A 17,586-nucleotide genomic window follows, 5' to 3' on the forward strand; every position below is an offset into this window, starting at 1 on the left:
TTAATTCCTCCCATCGTTTGATCTCGTTCCGTAGAACTGTTCGTAAAAATACTTCCGGTCAACTTTTCCTGCAATTGTCTGGCATCCCATCGCCTGTAATTCCCTGTTCAGCCTTTTCATCAGCTTATAAGCGTAGGATTCCGATACTTCCAGAACTTCCATGACCTCTTTTACATTCATAAACATTTTACTCATTGTAAAATCCCTCCTTCGTTTCTCACTATACATTTCTGTATAGTCCGTATGATACTATACTTTTTTGTATTGGTCAAGTGTTTCAAAACAAAAATTCTATACTTTTTTGTATGGTTTCTCCTTGTCTGTACTATACATATATGCTATACTCAATTTATCAAGTAAAAGACAGGAGATATGAGCATGGCAATAGGAGAAAGAATTCATCATTTTCGACTTCTGCGTGGATTCACGCAGAAATATTTAGGTCAACAGCTGGGATTCAGCGAATCACAGGCTGATGTCCGCATTGCACAGTACGAAAAAGGCTCTCGCAGTCCAAAGGAAAACTATCTGAATGCACTGGCTGACATTTTTGAGGTCTCCCCTCATGCACTCGCTGTACCGGACATTGACAGTTATGTTGGGCTGATGCACACCTTATTTACATTAGAAGACCTTTACGGACTTCATATTGGAGAAATTGACGGAGAACTCTGTCTCCGGCTGGATAAGTCCAAAGGAACCACCTACCTTTCTATGTTTGATATGTTCTACGCATGGCAGGAACAGGCAGAAAAACTAAAATCCGGGGAGATCACCAAAGAAGAATATGACCAGTGGCGGTACAATTACCCGAAAAAAACAACATAAAAACCAACGAAAAAAGGCCTTACCAAATTGATTTCACTCAATTCAGTAAGACCTTTTTTGTTGGTTTCACACATATTACCTGACAACCACCGGATTGCTGATAAATACTACCTAAATATCCGGTGTTATCATTTTGTTATCAAATAGAACTTCTTGTGCCCGGAAATGCCCTGTTTATAAGGGTTTCCAGAATTTTTTCATTATTCAAACTCAATCGTACCTGGTGGCTTGCTGGTCAGGTCATAGAATACGCGGTTAACGCCTTTAACTTCGTTAATAATGCGGTTCATAACTTTATTCAGTACTGCATACGGAATCTCAGCAGACTCGGCTGTCATGAAGTCGATGGTCTTCACTGCGCGGAGCGCTACAGCGTAATCATAAGTTCTGAAGTCACCCATAACGCCTACACTTCGCATATTTGTCAGTGCTGCGAAGTACTGGTTCGGCATCCATGAAGGATCTTCACCATGTTCTTTCTTATACTCAGCTGCAGCATTGTCTACCTCTTCACGATAAATGAAATCTGCATCCTGTACAATACGAACCTTCTCTGCAGTAACTTCACCGATAATACGGATTCCAAGTCCCGGTCCCGGGAATGGCTGACGGAATACCAGTCTCTCCGGAATTCCAAGCTCCAGACCTGCTTTACGAACCTCATCCTTGAAAAGGTCGCGGAGCGGTTCGATGATTTCCTTGAAATCAACGAAATCCGGAAGTCCGCCTACATTGTGGTGAGATTTGATCACTGCGGACTCTCCGCCCAGACCACTCTCTACAACATCCGGATAAATAGTTCCCTGTGCCAGGAAATCTACCGCACCAATCTTCTTGGCCTCTTCTTCAAAAATACGGATAAATTCTTCACCGATGATCTTACGTTTTGCTTCAGGCTCTGTAACACCTGCCAGCTTGTCATAGTATCTCTGCTGTGCATTGACGCGGATAAAGTTCAGGTCAAACTGACCGTTTGGTCCGAATACACCCTCAACCTCATCTCCCTCATCTTTACGAAGAAGACCATGATCTACAAATACACAGGTAAGCTGCTTGCCGATTGCTCTGGAAAGAAGTCCTGCTGCAACGGAAGAGTCAACACCACCTGACAGGGCAAGGAGAACTTTTCCGTCTCCGACCTTCTCGCGGATTTCTCTGATAGTGTGCTCAACAAAGGCATCCATTTTCCAGTCTCCGGCACATCCGCAGACACCAAGTACGAAGTTGGAAAGCATCTTCTTTCCTTCTACTGTATGAAGCACTTCCGGATGGAACTGGATCGCATACAGCTTCTTCTCCTCATTCTGTGCAGTTGCTACCGGACAGTCTGCTGTGTGAGCAGCAATCTCAAATCCTGGTGCAACCTGGGAAATGTAATCTGTGTGGCTCATCCAGCAGATTGTTTTTTCAGATACGTCTTTGAAGATTTTGGAATCTGTCTTATCTACCAGAACCTCTGTCTTTCCATATTCGCTCACATCTGCTTTCTCAACTTTTCCGCCCAGAATATGCATCATAAGCTGTGCGCCATAACAGAGTCCCAGAACAGGAATACCAAGCTCAAATAATTCTTTATTGCATGTAGGTGAATCTGCCTCATAGCAGCTGTTCGGACCACCGGTAAGGATGATTCCCTTAGGATTCATTGCCTTGATTTTCTCAAGATCGGTCTTGTATGAATATATTTCGCAGTATACGTTACATTCTCTCACACGTCTGGCAACCAGCTGATTGTACTGACCGCCGAAATCCAGTACGACGACTGTTTCTCTTTTCATGTTTTCCTCCTTGTTTCTCATTATTTGTAACTGTAAAGATATTGAACCGTTACCATGGAATTTTATTATAAATTACAGTTCGGATTTTTACAATGCTTATTTTCAGTTTTCCACCTTGTGTTTTCTTCCTGCCAGTTTATAAGTTTTTTAGAATTTAATCACGTTTTTTTCAACAGTCCATCACATTTTACTCACAAATTCCCTGTATATTAATAAGCAAATAAAGCAAATGCTTTACAGAACAAATGCAATTGCTTTTTCATCATATAAATTTTAACTTTTTTCTTTTTCATACTTAGCCGGATCGAAAGATCCGGCCCTCCTTCTTTTTACAGGCTTTTTACGGGTCTGTTTTTTTATCCCTGCAGGCCATTTTATAAGTTTTTTAGAATTTCATCACATTTTTTTCAATTTCACATCACATTTTGCTCACATTTTCCCTGTATAGTATTAAACAGATAAAGCAAATGCTTTATTGATAAAACTTTTTCTTTTTCATACTTGCCGGGTCGCAAGACCCGGTACTCCTTCTTTTTAAAATGTGAAAATCCCGTCAGCAGTACGCACAAGTTGCTGACGGGATTGTTTTTTCTACCATATTCCACCTATTAAATGTACGATCCATGCAACGATCCACGCAATGGCACACTGCCACAGAACTACAAATGCCGCCCATCTGCCACCCAGTTCACGTTTCACAGATGCAATTGCTGCCACACATGGAGTGTAAAGCAGACTGAACGCCAGCAATGATGCTGCTGCCAGTGGTGTAAGCACAGACGTAATACTTCCTGCAAAAAGGACCTCCAGAGTGGACACTACGCTCTCCTTTGCCATAAATCCGCTGATTAAAGCTGTACAGATTCTCCAGTCTCCCAGTCCAAGGGGCTTAAAGACAGGTGCCAGACAGCCTGCCACTAAAGCCAGAATACTGTCAGAGGAATCCTTTACTAAATTCAGATGCAGATCAAAGCTCTGAAGGAACCAGACTACCATGGTTGCCAGAAGAATTACTGAAAATGCCCTCTGCAGAAAATCTTTCGCTTTTTCCCATAAAAGCTGTGTCACATTCTTCGCTCCCGGCAGACGATAGTTAGGAAGCTCCATCACAAAAGGTACCGGATCTCCTTTAAAAAGAGTTCCGTTATACAAAAATGCTACCAGAATTCCTACTAAAATTCCCAACAGATAAAGTCCTGCCATGATCAGTCCGCCCTTCTTCGGAAAGAAGGAACTTACAAAAAAGGAATATATCGGAAGCTTTGCCGTACAGCTCATAAACGGTGTCAGCAGTATGGTCATTTTTCGGTCACGCTCACTGGTAAGAGTACGCGTAGCCATAACTGCCGGAACTGTACATCCAAATCCGATTAACATAGGTACAATGCTTCGTCCGGATAAACCGATCTTACGCAACAGCTTATCCATTACAAATGCCACACGGGCAATATATCCGCTGTCCTCCATCAGGGACAAAAAGAAAAACAGGGTTACAATAATGGGCAGAAAGCTGAGTACACTTCCCACTCCTGTAAAAATACCATCGATCACCAGGCTGTGCATAGCACTGTTCACATGAGCTGCTGTCAACGTTGCATCTGCCAGTTCAGACACTTTATCAATTCCCATTTCCAGCAGACTTTGCAGCCAGGCACCGATCACATTAAAGGTAAGATAAAAAACAAGAACCATAATTCCAATAAAGCAGGGAATTGCCGTATATTTTCCGGTAAGAATCCGGTCTATTTTCTCGCTTCGAATCCTCTCTTTACTTTCCTTTGGTTTCACAACTGTCTGCTCACACAATCGTTCAATAAAGTCAAACCGCATATCTGCAATGGCTGCACTTCTATCTACCTGACGCTCTGTCTCCATCTGCTGCACAATATGTTCCAGCATTTCCGACTCGTTTGTATCAAGTTTCAGCTTTTCCAGAACCAGCGGATCCCCTTCGATCGCCTTGGTTGCCGCAAAACGTGCCGGAATGTCCGTCTGGGCTGCATGATCCTCGATCAGATGCATGACCGCATGAATACACCGGTGGACAGATCCCTCATGATCGTTTTTATCACAAAAGTCCTGGCGCAGCGGGCGCTCCTGATATTTCGCAATATGTAAGGCATGCTTCACTAATTCATCCACGCCCTCATTTTTTGCTGCAGAAATGGGGATTACCGGCACTCCCAGCAAAGCTTCCATCATATTCACGTCTATAGAACCCTGGTTTCCGACTACCTCATCCATCATATTCAGAGCTACAACCATAGGAATATCCATTTCCAGCAGCTGCATGGTCAGATACAGATTTCTTTCTATATTAGTGGCATCTACAATATTAATGATAGCCTTTGGCTTTGACTCCAGTACAAAATTACGGGAAACAATCTCCTCGCTGCTGTATGGTGACATAGAATAGATACCAGGTAAGTCCGTGATTTCTGTATTGGGATGTCCTTTAATGGTACCCGTCTTACGGTCAACAGTTACACCCGGGAAATTTCCTACATGCTGGTTGGAGCCTGTCAGCTGGTTAAACAAGGTAGTCTTTCCACAGTTCTGGTTTCCTACCAGAGCATAGGTCAGCATAGTATCCTCCGGCAGTGGATGTTCATCCTTCTTGGAATGATATTTTCCCTCTTCACCCAGACCCGGATGCGCTGCACCACTTAATGCCTCAATTCTCTTATGGCTGTTGCTTCGCCTGGGGATCTGTTCGATCTCTATCTGCTCTGCTTCTGCAAGTCTCAGGGTCAATTCATACCCATGTACCTGCAGTTCCATAGGGTCTCCCATGGGCGCAAATTTCACTACTGTAACCTCTGCTCCCGGAATCATACCCATATCCAGGAAATGTTGACGCAAAGCCCCCTTGCCACCAACTGTTTTGATCACAGCACTTTTTCCGATTTCCAAATCTTTTAATGTCATTGTAATTCGCTCACCTTTTTAATTTGCCATAGTTAGTAATTTATGATTATGTCTATTTCACAGCAGAAGCTTTTATCTCAGGTTCCTGCCATCCGTTATTATTGAAGTTTTTTATCAATAATAATTTCTGAGGATAGCTTATACTAACTGATATTTTTTGTCAAGTAGGCAAGGTGAATTCTCAACAAAGAAAAACACCGTCCCCGCAGCTCCTACGTCTGCAAAAACAGTGTCTTTAGTGCGCCTTCAGGGGCTCGAACCCTGGACACCCTGATTAAGAGTCAGGTGCTCTACCAGCTGAGCTAAAAGCGCTTATCATCTTTAATTTTCTGAGGTATTGTGCCTCAACGCAAGTGATATTATATTAAATACCTCAGAAAATGTCAATAGGTATTTTAAAATTTTTTTATTTTTTTTGTTTTTCCTTTTTTTTATCCTTTTCAGACAGCTTATTCAGCATATTGTTGACTTCTTCCACGGATTTTCGCAGTTCATTAAAGGCATTTGGCATGGTTCTATGCTCATAGCTGAACTGGATCATTTTATTATGGAAAGAACCCTTCCGTTTACGCTTCACCGGCAACTCCTGCGGACATTCTGCACAGGCAGCCTGAAGATCAGCCCTCCTGCCTGCACACCTGCCCTGGCAAACTCTTATTCTTATTCTATGCTCTGTTCTTCTCTATCTTTCACTTCTGTCCTCTGAATATCGTTCTCACGCCTCCGTATCACTCCCATGATACGATTCTTCTCCATCTTTCAGTTCTGTCCTCTGGAGATTACCATCTTACAGATAGGATTTCCCATAGAGGAAAATTTCTCCTCATATTCCGTCATTACATTTCCCTCAGACATCTGAGCATCATGATGCAGATCAAAGGTAAATGCATCCAGATTCCATCCTTCATCTTTCACCTCTTCCAGGGAAAACTCAAACAGCTCTCTGTTATCTGTCTTAAACTCTACCTTACCCTCTGGCACCAGGATCTGATCATATCGTGTCAGAAACTGCCTGGAAGTCAGGCGTCTTTTCGCATGACGTGCCTTTGGCCAGGGATCAGAGAAATTCAGGTAAATCTTATCCACCTCACCCTTTGCAAAAATCTCCGGCAAAAGTCTGGCATCCACCCGCATAAAATAAAGATTCGGATAAGTGATCCCCTCCTGCTCCAGTTCCGCCCTCTTCTGCAGCCCTCTCAGAAGCACGCTATCGTACATCTCAATTCCTACATAATTAATTTCCGGATGCAACCTGGCCAGATCCATAAGAAAACGTCCTTTTCCCATACCAACCTCAATATGAAGGGGCTGCTTTTTCTCAAACACATCTCCCCAACTTCCCTTATGCTTCTCCGGCTCCTGAACTACATAAGCACTCTCCAAAATCGCATCCTGCGCTCCCGGTATATTTCTTAATCTCATAAATCCTCCTGATACCCTTTCTATCGTCATGGGGATAAAAACCCCAACATCATCTTTATAACGTACCATAACCGCCCCCTCCCGTCAACCACCATCCACACTGCTGTCAGCCTCACCAATCCCCTGTGTTACTGTTCGTTCCCTTCTTCACAATACACTTCCCTACTTGCTCATAACCAAATAACTGCTCCGCTGCTTCGGTAAATAATTATCAAATTTTTACCCATATGCAAAATTTAGATGGTTTTTTTCTCCAAATAGGTGTATGATATCTAACAGATATTACTATTTTGCACATAGTACATCTATCTTTTTTGTAAAATTTTGCCAACAAAGGAGGTTGAAGATGGAGCAGATACTTAACAAATTATCTGAAATCGAACTTACAGCCCAGCACATCATGGAAGACTGTAATCAGACTAAGCAGCAGCTATCTGCAGAAGCAGAAAAAAACTGCCAGGATTACGACCAACAGCTGGAAGCTCAGACCACTGCCCAGATCCGGCAGATCCGTCAGAAACTGGAAGAGGAAAAAGATACACGCCTTTCTGCCTTGCGTGCAGAAACAGAAGCAACCTTTTCCGCTCTGGACACATATTACGATGAAAATCACGTGCGCCTTTCCAAAGAACTTTTCCAGAAGATCCTGGAACTGTAAAAAGCGCTGTTAATAGGAAAGGAAGTGAACACAAAATGGGAGGTGTACTCTCCTACAGCGGACTTTCCACGAAAATCCGCGCAATGCAAAGCCGGCTGACCACTATGGACCAGTTTGAAGAAATCCTTCAGCTGGCAGATGTCCAACAGGTAGCCGCCTATCTGAAACGAATGCCGGAATATTCCTCCAAATGGAATTCACTGGATGAAACCACTCTGCACAGAGGGCAGATTGAAAAGCTTCTAAAGAAATCTATTTTCCAGAATTTCTCCAGGCTCTACCATTTTGCCAATCCGGAACAGCGCAAATTCCTGGATCTGTATTCCAGTCGTTATGAAATCCGTGTACTCAAGGAGGTCATGACCAATATTTTCGACCACCGTGCCACGGACCCTGTAGATGTCTCCCCTTACCGGGATTTTTTCCGACATCACTCCAATATTGATGTGGACCGGCTCACCACCTGCACCACTATGGAGGAGCTGATCAACAGCCTGAAAGGAAACGAATTCTATCATCCCCTGTGTAAAATCCAGGAGCATGAAAACGCCCTGCTTTTTGATTACGGCATGGCACTGGATCTGTATTACTTCACACAGATCTGGAATCTGAAAAAGAAGCTTTTCAGCGGCAAAGACCTGGAAGAAATTACCCGGACCTACGGTGAGAAATTTGATATGCTGAATCTGCAGTTTATCCAGCGTTCCAAACGCTGTTATGGTATGCAGCCGGCAGACATTTATGCCCTGCTGATCCCAATGAACTACAAACTGAAAAAGGAAGAGATTACCGCTCTGGTAGAGGCTCCCACTGACGAAGAAATCCGCAGGATTTTCCGGAAGACCTGGTATGGCGCCAAATATGACAAACTGTCTATAGCCAACCTTGAGGAATTCTACAACTATATTCTGCGAACTGTCCTGGAAAAGGAAGCACACCGGAATCCATACTCTGTGGCTATGATCTATTCCTATTTATACCACAAGGAACATGAGGTAAACCGTCTGACCATCGCCATTGAGTGCGTTCGCTACGGTGTGGCTCCCGCAGAAGCCATAGAATATATTAAGAACAATTAACCAAACAGGAGGTGACAATATGATTGAGAAAATGAAATTCCTGAGCATTACCGGGCCCAAGGCCGATATTGACCGGGTGGTAAATACCTACCTGTCCAAATACGAGATCCATCTGGAAAATGCTCTCTCTGAGCTGACCACAGTTCAGAACCTGACTCCTTTCCTGGAGATCAACCCTTACAAGGAGGCACTGAACACAGCCAATCTGTTCTGCGAGGAACTGAACAGCTTTACAGCCGATACTGTAAAAGCTGAGACAGCACAGGCTGCAGCTCAGACAATGGATGTGGAGACAGCACTGGATACTATCCGCCGCATTCAGACAGTCTACCAGGATCTGGACAAAAAGCGGTCTGATCTGAAGAATCAGCTGACTACTGTGGACGAATCCCTGCGAGTGATCCGGCCTTTCCGTAATCTCGACTTTGATATTTCCTCAATCCTGAAATTCCGGTTTATCCGTTTCCGTTTCGGAAGGATAGGAAAGGAATATTACCAGAAATTCGAAAGATACATCTACGATAATCTGGATACTATCTTTATTAAATGTGACGAAGATGACCAGTATATCTGGGGAATGTACTTTGTTCCGGAACCTGAATCCCAGAAGGTAAAGGCTGTATACTCCTCTATGCACTTCGAGAAGATTTACATGCCGGACTCTTATGAAGGCACTGCAAGAGAAGCTTTTGAGCAGCTTGCCCAAAAACGAAGCCTGATCCTGTCAGATTTCAACACTGTCAGCCAGAAGAGAAATGATTTTCTCATTTCCCACTGCCGGGAAATTCTTGCTGCCCAAGCTGCCATTGCCAGACTTTCCGGCAACTTTGATATTCGCAAGCTGGCAGCCTGTACCAAGGGCAAGGGCGAAAATGATATCTTCTATATCTTATGTGGATGGATGACGGAAAAGGATGCCCATTCCTTCCAGACAGATATCAAGGATGACAGCAAAATTTTCTGCATTATTGATGGTGAGGACGATGAGCATATCCAGCCTGAAACTCACCAGCAGCCGCCAACCAAGTTAAAAAATCCGAAGCTTTTCAAGCCTTTTGAAATGTATATCAATATGTATGGCCTTCCGGCTTACAATGAGATGGATCCCACCTGGTTTGTGGCCATCACTTATTCCTTTATCTTCGGCGCCATGTTCGGAGATGCAGGACAGGGACTGCTGTTGTTTATCGGCGGTTTCCTTCTTTACAAATTCAAACACATTGCACTGGCAGGCATCATCAGCTGTGCAGGTGTATTTTCCACTATCTTCGGAATCCTGTTTGGAAGCTTCTTCGGCTTTGAAAACCTGTTTCCGGCATTGTGGCTGCGCCCGATGAATAATATGATGACCGTACCCTTTATCGGTAAACTGAATACGGTATTTATTGTTGCCATCGGTTTTGGTATGGGACTTATCCTTCTGTGCATGGTCTTCAATATCATCAATGCATGGAAAGCACACGATACAGAGCATATCTGGTTCGACACCAACTCTGTGGCAGGTCTGGTCTTCTACGGCTCTGCTACCGTTTCCATCGCACTGATCCTCACAGGACATACACTTCCGGGAGGAATCCTGCTCTTTATCATGTTTGGCATACCACTGAGCCTGATCTTCTTCAAGGAGCCCCTTACAGCTCTGGTGGAAAAAAAATCTGAGGTTATGCCAAAGGAAAAAGGAATGTTCATTGTACAGGGTCTGTTCGAAATGTTCGAAGTCCTGCTGAGCTATTTTTCCAATACACTTTCCTTTGTCCGTATCGGAGCCTTCGCAGTCAGCCATGCAGCTATGATGGAGGTTGTGCTCATGCTTGCCGGCTTTGAAAGCGGCCATCTGAACTGGATAGTAGTAATTCTGGGAAACCTTTTTGTAAGCGGTATGGAGGGTCTGATCGTAGGTATCCAGGTCCTTCGTCTGGAATACTATGAAATGTTCAGCCGCTTCTACAAAGGTACAGGACGCAAATTTGAGCCATTCCGCCCTACAAAATAATAAAAAAATCAACGAATAAAAAGGAGATCAATTATGACAACAATAGCACAGATTATTTTAGCAATCGCACTGGTACTCAGTATTATCCTTCCCTTCGGCTACTATCTCATCGGTGAGAAAAACCGGGGACGTTACAAAACCGCCATTGGTGTAAACGCATTTTTCTTCTTTGGCACCATGCTTATCGCCATCGCAGTTATGTTTACAGGTGCTTCCTCCGTACAGGCAGCAGCAGGCTCTGAGGCAGGACTTGCTACAGGTATGGGCTACATTGCAGCAGCTCTTGTAACCGGACTTTCCTGTATCGGCGGTGGTATTGCCGTAGCCAGTGCGGCAAGTGCAGCCCTGGGCGCGATCAGCGAGGATCAGAGTATCCTTGGTAAATCCCTTATTTTCGTAGGTCTTGCAGAAGGTGTTGCCCTCTATGGACTGATCATCTCCTTCATGATCCTGGGACAGTTATAAGATGCAGATGTTTCTGATCAGCGACAATATCGATACCTATACAGGGATGCGGCTGGCAGGTGTAGAGGGTGTGGTTGTCCACACACATAATGAATTAAAGGATGCCCTGGAAAAGGCCATCTCCAACAAAGAGATCGGGATCATCCTCCTGACCGAGAAATTCGGCAGAGAATTCCCCTCTATCATTGACGATGTGAAGCTCCATCACAAAACCCCTCTGATCATCGAAATCCCGGACCGGCATGGTACCGGACGAAAACCGGATTTCATCACATCCTATGTAAATGAAGCAATCGGATTGAAGCTATAAGGTATGAATAAAAACAACAGGCAGGTATTAGCATGACAATTGATGAAAAACTCAGCCATTTCTATGATGTTACTATAGAGGATGCCCAGGCAAAAGCAGCCGGCATCCTGGAAGAACACAGAAAAGCTCTGGCACAAATGACAGAAAAACACAAGGCTGACAGCCAGGAAAACGCCCAGGTACAGATCAAGGCAGAAACTGCCAATGCCAGACGCGAGATTAATAAAGCACTTTCTGCAGAACAGCTTACCATCAAACGTGACTGGACCAAAAAACAGAACGAATTAAAAGAAAAGCTTTTTGCAGAAGTAAAAACACAGCTGGAAAATTTCCGAAATACCCCGGATTATCCGGCTTATCTGGAAAGCAAAATCAAAGAAGCCCTGGATTTCGCAGAGCAGGATAAGATTAATATCTACATCTCTCCTGAGGACAGTGCCCTTCTTCCGGATCTGGTAGAACGCACAAAAGCCTTCATTACAGTTTCTGCTGAAGACTTCCTTGGAGGGATCAAGGCAACGATCCCCCACAAAAATATCCTGATCGACCATTCTTTCGCAGGAAATTTCCAGGCAGTATACAAAGAATTCAAATTTGACGGAGGGCCAAAGCATGAGTAATACAGGTATTATCTACGGTGTCAACGGCCCGGTCATTTATCTGAAAGGTGACAGCGGCTTCAAAATCTCCGAGATGGTCTATGTAGGTCCTGAAAATCTGGTAGGTGAGATCATTGGCCTGAAAAAAGGCATGACAACTGTACAGGTTTTCGAGGAAACCACAGGACTGAAGCCTGGCGATACAGTTACAGGTACCGGAGATGCCATCTCCGTGCTTCTGGGACCCGGAATCATCCACAACATTTTTGATGGTATCCAGCGTCCTCTGGATGAGATTGCCAAAGCCTCAGGTAAATATATTTCCCGTGGTGTCAGCGTAGACTCCCTTGACACACAGAAAAAATGGAACACACATATTACAGTAAAAGAAGGGGATGTAGTAGGACCTGGATCCATTATCGCAGAGACCCAGGAGACTGACTCCATCCTGCATAAATCCATGGTTCCTCCCAATCTGACAGAGGCTACCGTAATCCATGCGGCAGCTGACGGAGAATACACAATTCTGGAACCCATCGTAACGATCCAGTTTGCAGACGGAACCACCAAGGATCTGGCACTGGCACAGAAATGGCCAATCCGTATTCCCAGACCTACCCACCAGCGCTTCCCTGCAAGTGTACCGCTGGTTACAGGACAGCGTATCCTGGACACCCTTTTCCCAATTGCAAAGGGCGGTACTGCTGCAGTTCCCGGAGGTTTCGGTACAGGTAAGACCATGACCCAGCATCAGATCGCCAAGTGGTCTGACGCAGATATCATCATCTATATCGGCTGTGGAGAGCGTGGAAATGAAATGACCCAGGTTCTGGAGGATTTCAGTAAGCTGATCGACCCCAAATCCGGCAATCTGATGATGGACCGTACCACCCTGATCGCCAATACCTCCAACATGCCTGTTGCAGCTCGCGAGGCTTCTATTTATACAGGTGTGACCCTTGCTGAATATTACCGGGATATGGGCTATGATGTAGCCATCATGGCAGACTCCACTTCCCGTTGGGCAGAAGCTCTCCGTGAGCTGTCCGGACGTCTGGAAGAGATGCCTGCAGAAGAAGGCTTCCCTGCATACCTTGCCTCCAAGCTTTCCGCTTTCTATGAACGTGCAGGAATGATGCAGAACTTAAACGGAACCGAAGGCTCTGTTTCCATTATCGGAGCAGTTTCCCCCCAGGGCGGTGACTTCTCAGAGCCTGTTACCCAGAATACCAAGCGATTCGTCCGCTGCTTCTGGGGACTGGACAAGGCACTGGCTTATGCCCGCCATTTCCCTGCTATCCACTGGCTCACCAGCTACAGCGAATATCTGGAAGATCTGACCCCCTGGTACAGAGAACATGTCTCTCCCAAATTTGTAGCAGACAGAAATCAGCTCATGGCTATCCTGAACCAGGAAAGCTCCCTCATGGAGATTGTTAAGCTGATCGGAAGTGATGTTCTCCCGGATGACCAGAAGCTGACTCTGGAAATTGCCAGAGTAATCCGTCTGGGCTTCCTCCAGCAGAACGCCTTCCATCAGGAGGATACCTGCGTACCTATGGAAAAGCAATTCAAAATGATGGAGATCATTCTCTATCTCTACGAGAAATGCCGCGCCCTGATCAACCGTGGAATGCCGGTTTCCGTACTGAAGGAGGACAATATCTTCGAGCGGATCATTTCTATTAAATATGATGTACCAAACAATGAACTGGACAGATTTGAACAATACCACAAAGACATTGATACCTTCTATGACAAAGTCATGGAGAAAAACGGCTGATAACAGAGAGGAGAAGTTTATATGGCAATTGAATATTTAGGACTAAGCGAAATAAACGGCCCTCTGGTTGTCCTGGAAGGCGTGAAAAACGCTTCCTATGAGGAAATCGTAGAATTTCACATGGATGACGGAACACGTAAGATCGGCCGTATCATAGAGATCTATGAGGACAAAGCTGTTATCCAGGTTTTTGAAGGAACAGACAGCATGTCCTTAAGCAACACCCACACCAGACTGACCGGACATCCCATGGAGATCGGGCTTTCCCCTGAGATCCTGGGACGTACCTTTAACGGTATCGGACAGCCCATTGACGGACTGGGCGATATCACTCCTGAGGTAAACTTAAATATCAACGGACTGCCTCTGAACCCGGTAGCCCGTGAATATCCCCGTAACTATATTAACACCGGTATTTCCGCCATCGACGGACTGACCACCCTGATCCGTGGCCAGAAGCTGCCCATCTTTTCCGGCAATGGTCTGCCCCACGATAAGCTGGCTGCACAGATCGTACAGCAGGCCTCTCTGGGCGAGGATTCCGATGAGAAATTTGCCATTGTTTTCGCAGCAATGGGCGTTAAATATGATGTAGCAGAATTTTTCCGCCGCACCTTTGAGGAAAGCGGAGCCTCCGATCACGTAGTTATGTTTCTGAACCTGGCCAATGACCCGGTAGTAGAGCGTCTTCTTACACCGAAAATCGCCCTGACTGCTGCCGAATATCTTGCCTTTGAAAAAGGCATGCACATTCTGGTCATCCTGACAGATATTACCTCCTTCTGTGAGGCCATGCGTGAGGTATCCTCCTCCAAGGGAGAAATCCCTTCCAGAAAGGGCTATCCCGGTTATCTGTACAGTGAACTGGCTACCCTGTATGAACGGGCAGGTATTGTAAAAGGCAAACCAGGCTCTGTAACACAGATTCCGATCCTGACCATGCCAAATGATGATATCACCCATCCGATCCCTGACCTGACCGGATATATCACCGAAGGCCAGATCGTACTGGACCGCCAGCTCCATGGCCAGGCAATCTATCCGCCTATCAATGTACTGCCTTCTCTTTCCCGTCTGATGAAGGACGGCATTGGTGAGGGCTACACAAGAGCAGACCATCAGGATGTAGCCAACCAGCTCTTCTCCTGCTATGCCAAGGTTGGAGATGCCAGAGCCCTTGCCTCTGTTATCGGTGAGGACGAGCTCTCTCCACTGGATAAAAGATATCTGGTATTTGGCAAAGCCTTTGAGAGTGAATTTGTAGGCCAGTCTGAGACAGAAAACCGAAGTATCACTGAGACCCTGGATAAAGGCTGGGAGCTTCTTGGACTGCTTCCAAGGGAAGAACTTGACCGAATCGATACCAAAATCCTGGATCAGTATTACCATGAGACAGTACGCTAGAGAAGTGAGGTGATTACATGGATCCCAATACCTTTCCCACCAAGGGAAATCTCATACTTGCCAAAAACTCCCTGAAGCTCTCCCGCCAGGGCTATGAGCTGATGGACAAAAAGCGTAATATCCTGATTCGTGAAATGATGGATCTGATCAATCAGGCCAAGGATATCCAGACACAGATCGACGTCACCTTCCGTACTGCATATGCAGCTCTCCAGAAGGCAAATATGGAAATCGGTATCGCCTTTGTACAGCAGATTGCAGGCACAGTTCCCATTGAGAACTCCATCCGGATCAAAACCCGAAGCGTTATGGGTACAGAGATTCCTCTGGTGGAATATGAGCCCACCACCAACCGGCCGACCTACGCTTACTACAGTACCAAAATGTCCCTGGATGAAGCTAAGGCAGCCTTTGAAAAAGTAAAAGAGCTGTCCATCCGCCTTTCCATGGTGGAAAACGCAGCCATCCGTCTGGCGGCCAATATCAAAAAGACGCAGAAACGTGCCAACGCACTGAAGAATATTACCATACCAAAATATGAAACACTGACCAAGGATATTCAGAATGCGCTGGAAGAAAAAGAACGTGAGGAATTCACCAGATTAAAAGTAATCAAAAGGATGAAGCAGGGAGCATAGCTGCAAATCCGGAATCAAAAAATTGCCAGGTAGTTATTTCCTGGCAATTTTTATTTTTCTGTAGAAATATTGCTAATGTCTGTTCCCTTCTCAGTAATCTGATGTGCCTGCTGACCTGTAGAATTATGCAAAATTCAGTTTTCATATTATGTGGAAAAGTATTTTTCAGACTATATTCTATGTGGATTATTAGATATTACAGACTTATTACATATATTTTACGTTGCGTTTCATATCCATCTGAATCGCCCATAACCCTTTCCCTGCTCACAGATTCTTTCATTCCGATATTCAGCCTGATTCCAAATCAAATTCAATAATATTCTGAAATCAATCCTATATATCTCTATATTTTATCTTTTTCCCAAAATATTCTATGATTATTAGAATATAAAAAAGTCAATAGACTTCTTATATCTTTTTTAATATTTATGTCGATTTATCACTTTATACAAAACATTTGTTTTTTTCTTTTTTATGTAAATCAAGTATTCCACACACATAAAATGTGGATAATGTGGATAACTTTGTGCATAACTCTATTTTATAGGCTTTTCCTCAATTCTCATGTGTGGAAAAAATGTGTATGGTTTTCCACACCTTTTTCTTTTTTCGACAAAATTTGTGCAAAATGTTGAAAGTTCGATTTTCATCTCTGTTCTGCGCAAAAATACAACAAAAGGAGCCATAGGCTCCTTATGCATTCTCTATAAGATATTTCTGGGCAGAGACCACAGCATTGGCACCATCGGCCACTGCAGTTACCACCTGGCGGAGCATCTTTGTACGGACATCTCCTGCAGCAAAAATCCCCGGCGTACCGGTAATGCCTTCCTCTCCTGCAATAATATATCCGGTCTCATCCAAGGGCACCAGCTCTCCCAGCCATTGGGTATTGGGAATAATCCCCACAGCAATAAATACGCCATCTGTATGGATCACAGATTCCTGTCCTGTCTTCACATTGGAAAGCTTCACTCCTGTCACCTGCTCTGCTCCCTGTATTTCCACAGCAACACTGTCCCAGATGATTTCCACATTCTCGCAGGATCTCAGGCTATCCTGCAGGATCCTGTCCGCACGGAACTCATCCCGCCTGTGGACAACATACACCTTCTCGCAGATCCTTGCCAGGAAAATGGCATCCTCCACTGCAATATTACCGCCGCCGATCACCACAGCCCTTTTATTTTTGAAAAAGGCACCGTCACAGGTTGCACAGTAAGAAACTCCCATACCGGACAATTCTGCCTCCCCCGGAATATCCAGAGTACGGTGGCTGGCACCGCAGGCCAGAACCACAGTTTTCGCTCTGTATTCATGCTTTTTTGTGCGGATGATCTTCTCACTGCCGGCATTCTCCACAGCCAGAACTTTCCCCCTGACAGGAGCAATTCCCAGCTTTTCCGCGTGATTTCCCATAGCCTCTCCCAGATCCATCCCTGAGATTCCCGGAAGCCCCGGATAATTATCCACCTCATAAGTATTCAGCACCTGGCCTCCCTCTACAAACTGATTATCCAGCCACAAAGCCTTCAATCTGCCCCTGACTGCATAAATTGCCGCACTGATCCCCGCCGGACCAGCCCCCAGAATCGCTATATCGTAAAGTTCTGACATCTCTCATACCTCCGTATTTTATGGAATCGCTATAGTAATAATAGCATACTGCCCCTCTGTTTCCAATAAGATAGTAAAAAG

General features: G+C 44.9%; 15 protein-coding genes, 1 tRNA gene and 1 pseudogene. 10 read left to right on the forward strand and 7 right to left on the reverse strand.

From position 1 onward, the window contains the following. Window positions 1-195 (reverse strand): hypothetical protein, encoded by a 195-nt coding sequence (locus ACTNDS_RS14360; RefSeq protein ID WP_005611072.1) that lies wholly within the window; start codon window positions 193-195, stop codon window positions 1-3. A gap of 183 nt (window positions 196-378) precedes the next feature. Between ACTNDS_RS14360 and ACTNDS_RS14365 the strand changes: the two are divergent. After that, window positions 379-825: pseudogene (locus ACTNDS_RS14365) on the forward strand (helix-turn-helix domain-containing protein); the annotation flags it as partial. 203 nt (window positions 826-1,028) lie between these two features. Here the strand turns inward: ACTNDS_RS14365 and guaA are convergent. The 5 genes from guaA to trmB form a co-directional block, all read right to left on the reverse strand. Then, complete coding sequence (gene guaA / locus ACTNDS_RS14370; protein ID WP_441036538.1) at window positions 1,029-2,606, reverse strand: glutamine-hydrolyzing GMP synthase; 1,578 nt, start codon at window positions 2,604-2,606, stop codon at window positions 1,029-1,031. Window positions 2,607-3,197: 591 nt separating this feature from the next. Further along, the gene (gene feoB / locus ACTNDS_RS14375; protein ID WP_441036540.1) at window positions 3,198-5,534 is read right to left on the reverse strand and encodes a ferrous iron transport protein B; all 2,337 of its coding nucleotides are present in this window, start codon (window positions 5,532-5,534) and stop codon (window positions 3,198-3,200) included. Between the two features lie 239 nt (window positions 5,535-5,773). Next, a tRNA-Lys gene (locus ACTNDS_RS14380) sits at window positions 5,774-5,846 on the reverse strand. Between the two features lie 94 nt (window positions 5,847-5,940). Beyond that, entirely contained in the window at window positions 5,941-6,111 is a 171-nt protein-coding gene (locus ACTNDS_RS14385; protein WP_441036542.1) for a hypothetical protein, read from the reverse strand. Window positions 6,112-6,293: 182 nt separating this feature from the next. Beyond that, window positions 6,294-6,956 (reverse strand): tRNA (guanosine(46)-N7)-methyltransferase TrmB, encoded by a 663-nt coding sequence (gene trmB, locus ACTNDS_RS14390; protein ID WP_441036574.1) that lies wholly within the window; start codon window positions 6,954-6,956, stop codon window positions 6,294-6,296. A 346-nt stretch (window positions 6,957-7,302) separates the two neighbouring features. Between trmB and ACTNDS_RS14395 the strand changes: the two genes are divergently transcribed. From ACTNDS_RS14395 to ACTNDS_RS14435, 9 genes are read left to right on the forward strand one after another with little or no spacing between them, the layout of a single operon-like run. Beyond that, window positions 7,303-7,614 (forward strand): hypothetical protein, encoded by a 312-nt coding sequence (locus tag ACTNDS_RS14395; RefSeq protein ID WP_019163222.1) that lies wholly within the window; start codon window positions 7,303-7,305, stop codon window positions 7,612-7,614. Between the two features lie 35 nt (window positions 7,615-7,649). Next, window positions 7,650-8,693, forward strand: coding sequence for a V0D/AC39 family V-type ATPase subunit (locus tag ACTNDS_RS14400; protein ID WP_441036544.1), 1,044 nt, complete (start codon window positions 7,650-7,652; stop codon window positions 8,691-8,693). Window positions 8,694-8,712: 19 nt separating this feature from the next. After that, on the forward strand, window positions 8,713-10,686 hold the full coding sequence (locus tag ACTNDS_RS14405) for a V-type ATP synthase subunit I (RefSeq protein ID WP_441036546.1): 1,974 nt from the start codon (window positions 8,713-8,715) through the stop codon (window positions 10,684-10,686). Window positions 10,687-10,719: 33 nt separating this feature from the next. Further along, window positions 10,720-11,151 (forward strand): ATP synthase subunit C, encoded by a 432-nt coding sequence (locus ACTNDS_RS14410; RefSeq protein ID WP_019163225.1) that lies wholly within the window; start codon window positions 10,720-10,722, stop codon window positions 11,149-11,151. 1 nt (window position 11,152) lies between these two features. Then, complete coding sequence (locus tag ACTNDS_RS14415) at window positions 11,153-11,461, forward strand: V-type ATP synthase subunit F (RefSeq protein WP_019163226.1); 309 nt, start codon at window positions 11,153-11,155, stop codon at window positions 11,459-11,461. Window positions 11,462-11,493: 32 nt separating this feature from the next. After that, window positions 11,494-12,081 carry a V-type ATP synthase subunit E gene (locus tag ACTNDS_RS14420; RefSeq protein WP_173743062.1) on the forward strand — a complete coding sequence of 196 codons (588 nt, stop codon included), beginning with the start codon at window positions 11,494-11,496 and terminating at the stop codon, window positions 12,079-12,081. Next, the gene (locus ACTNDS_RS14425) at window positions 12,074-13,843 is read left to right on the forward strand and encodes a V-type ATP synthase subunit A (RefSeq protein WP_441036549.1); all 1,770 of its coding nucleotides are present in this window, start codon (window positions 12,074-12,076) and stop codon (window positions 13,841-13,843) included. Before ACTNDS_RS14420 ends, ACTNDS_RS14425 begins: the two co-directional genes overlap by 8 nt. Before the next feature lie 21 nt (window positions 13,844-13,864). Beyond that, entirely contained in the window at window positions 13,865-15,247 is a 1,383-nt protein-coding gene (locus ACTNDS_RS14430; RefSeq protein WP_186994336.1) for a V-type ATP synthase subunit B, read from the forward strand. Window positions 15,248-15,264: 17 nt separating this feature from the next. Further along, complete coding sequence (locus ACTNDS_RS14435; protein ID WP_019163230.1) at window positions 15,265-15,885, forward strand: V-type ATP synthase subunit D; 621 nt, start codon at window positions 15,265-15,267, stop codon at window positions 15,883-15,885. A gap of 696 nt (window positions 15,886-16,581) precedes the next feature. On the opposite strand, the gene trxB is transcribed toward ACTNDS_RS14435, so the two are convergent. Then, a complete protein-coding gene (gene trxB, locus ACTNDS_RS14440; RefSeq protein ID WP_441036552.1) occupies window positions 16,582-17,505 on the reverse strand; it encodes a thioredoxin-disulfide reductase in 924 nt (307 codons plus the stop codon). Window positions 17,506-17,586: the final 81 nt, after the last annotated feature.

The organism is Blautia sp. HCP3S3_C12, from assembly GCF_052064155.1.
Lineage (GTDB): Bacteria > Bacillota > Clostridia > Lachnospirales > Lachnospiraceae > Blautia_A.

Excerpts from the sequence above, each read along its gene's own strand:
- ACTNDS_RS14360 (WP_005611072.1), bottom strand. The coding sequence starts at position 195 with ATGAGTAAAATGTTTATGAATGTAAAAGAGGTCATGGAAGTTCTGGAA.
- guaA (WP_441036538.1), bottom strand. The coding sequence starts at position 2,606 with ATGAAAAGAGAAACAGTCGTCGTACTGGATTTCGGCGGTCAGTACAAT.
- feoB (WP_441036540.1), bottom strand. The coding sequence starts at position 5,534 with ATGACATTAAAAGATTTGGAAATCGGAAAAAGTGCTGTGATCAAAACA.
- trmB (WP_441036574.1), bottom strand. The coding sequence starts at position 6,956 with ATGAGATTAAGAAATATACCGGGAGCGCAGGATGCGATTTTGGAGAGT.
- ACTNDS_RS14395 (WP_019163222.1), top strand. The coding sequence starts at position 7,303 with ATGGAGCAGATACTTAACAAATTATCTGAAATCGAACTTACAGCCCAG.
- ACTNDS_RS14400 (WP_441036544.1), top strand. The coding sequence starts at position 7,650 with ATGGGAGGTGTACTCTCCTACAGCGGACTTTCCACGAAAATCCGCGCA.
- ACTNDS_RS14405 (WP_441036546.1), top strand. The coding sequence starts at position 8,713 with ATGATTGAGAAAATGAAATTCCTGAGCATTACCGGGCCCAAGGCCGAT.
- ACTNDS_RS14410 (WP_019163225.1), top strand. The coding sequence starts at position 10,720 with ATGACAACAATAGCACAGATTATTTTAGCAATCGCACTGGTACTCAGT.
- ACTNDS_RS14415 (WP_019163226.1), top strand. The coding sequence starts at position 11,153 with ATGCAGATGTTTCTGATCAGCGACAATATCGATACCTATACAGGGATG.
- ACTNDS_RS14420 (WP_173743062.1), top strand. The coding sequence starts at position 11,494 with ATGACAATTGATGAAAAACTCAGCCATTTCTATGATGTTACTATAGAG.
- ACTNDS_RS14425 (WP_441036549.1), top strand. The coding sequence starts at position 12,074 with ATGAGTAATACAGGTATTATCTACGGTGTCAACGGCCCGGTCATTTAT.
- ACTNDS_RS14430 (WP_186994336.1), top strand. The coding sequence starts at position 13,865 with ATGGCAATTGAATATTTAGGACTAAGCGAAATAAACGGCCCTCTGGTT.
- ACTNDS_RS14435 (WP_019163230.1), top strand. The coding sequence starts at position 15,265 with ATGGATCCCAATACCTTTCCCACCAAGGGAAATCTCATACTTGCCAAA.
- trxB (WP_441036552.1), bottom strand. The coding sequence starts at position 17,505 with ATGTCAGAACTTTACGATATAGCGATTCTGGGGGCTGGTCCGGCGGGG.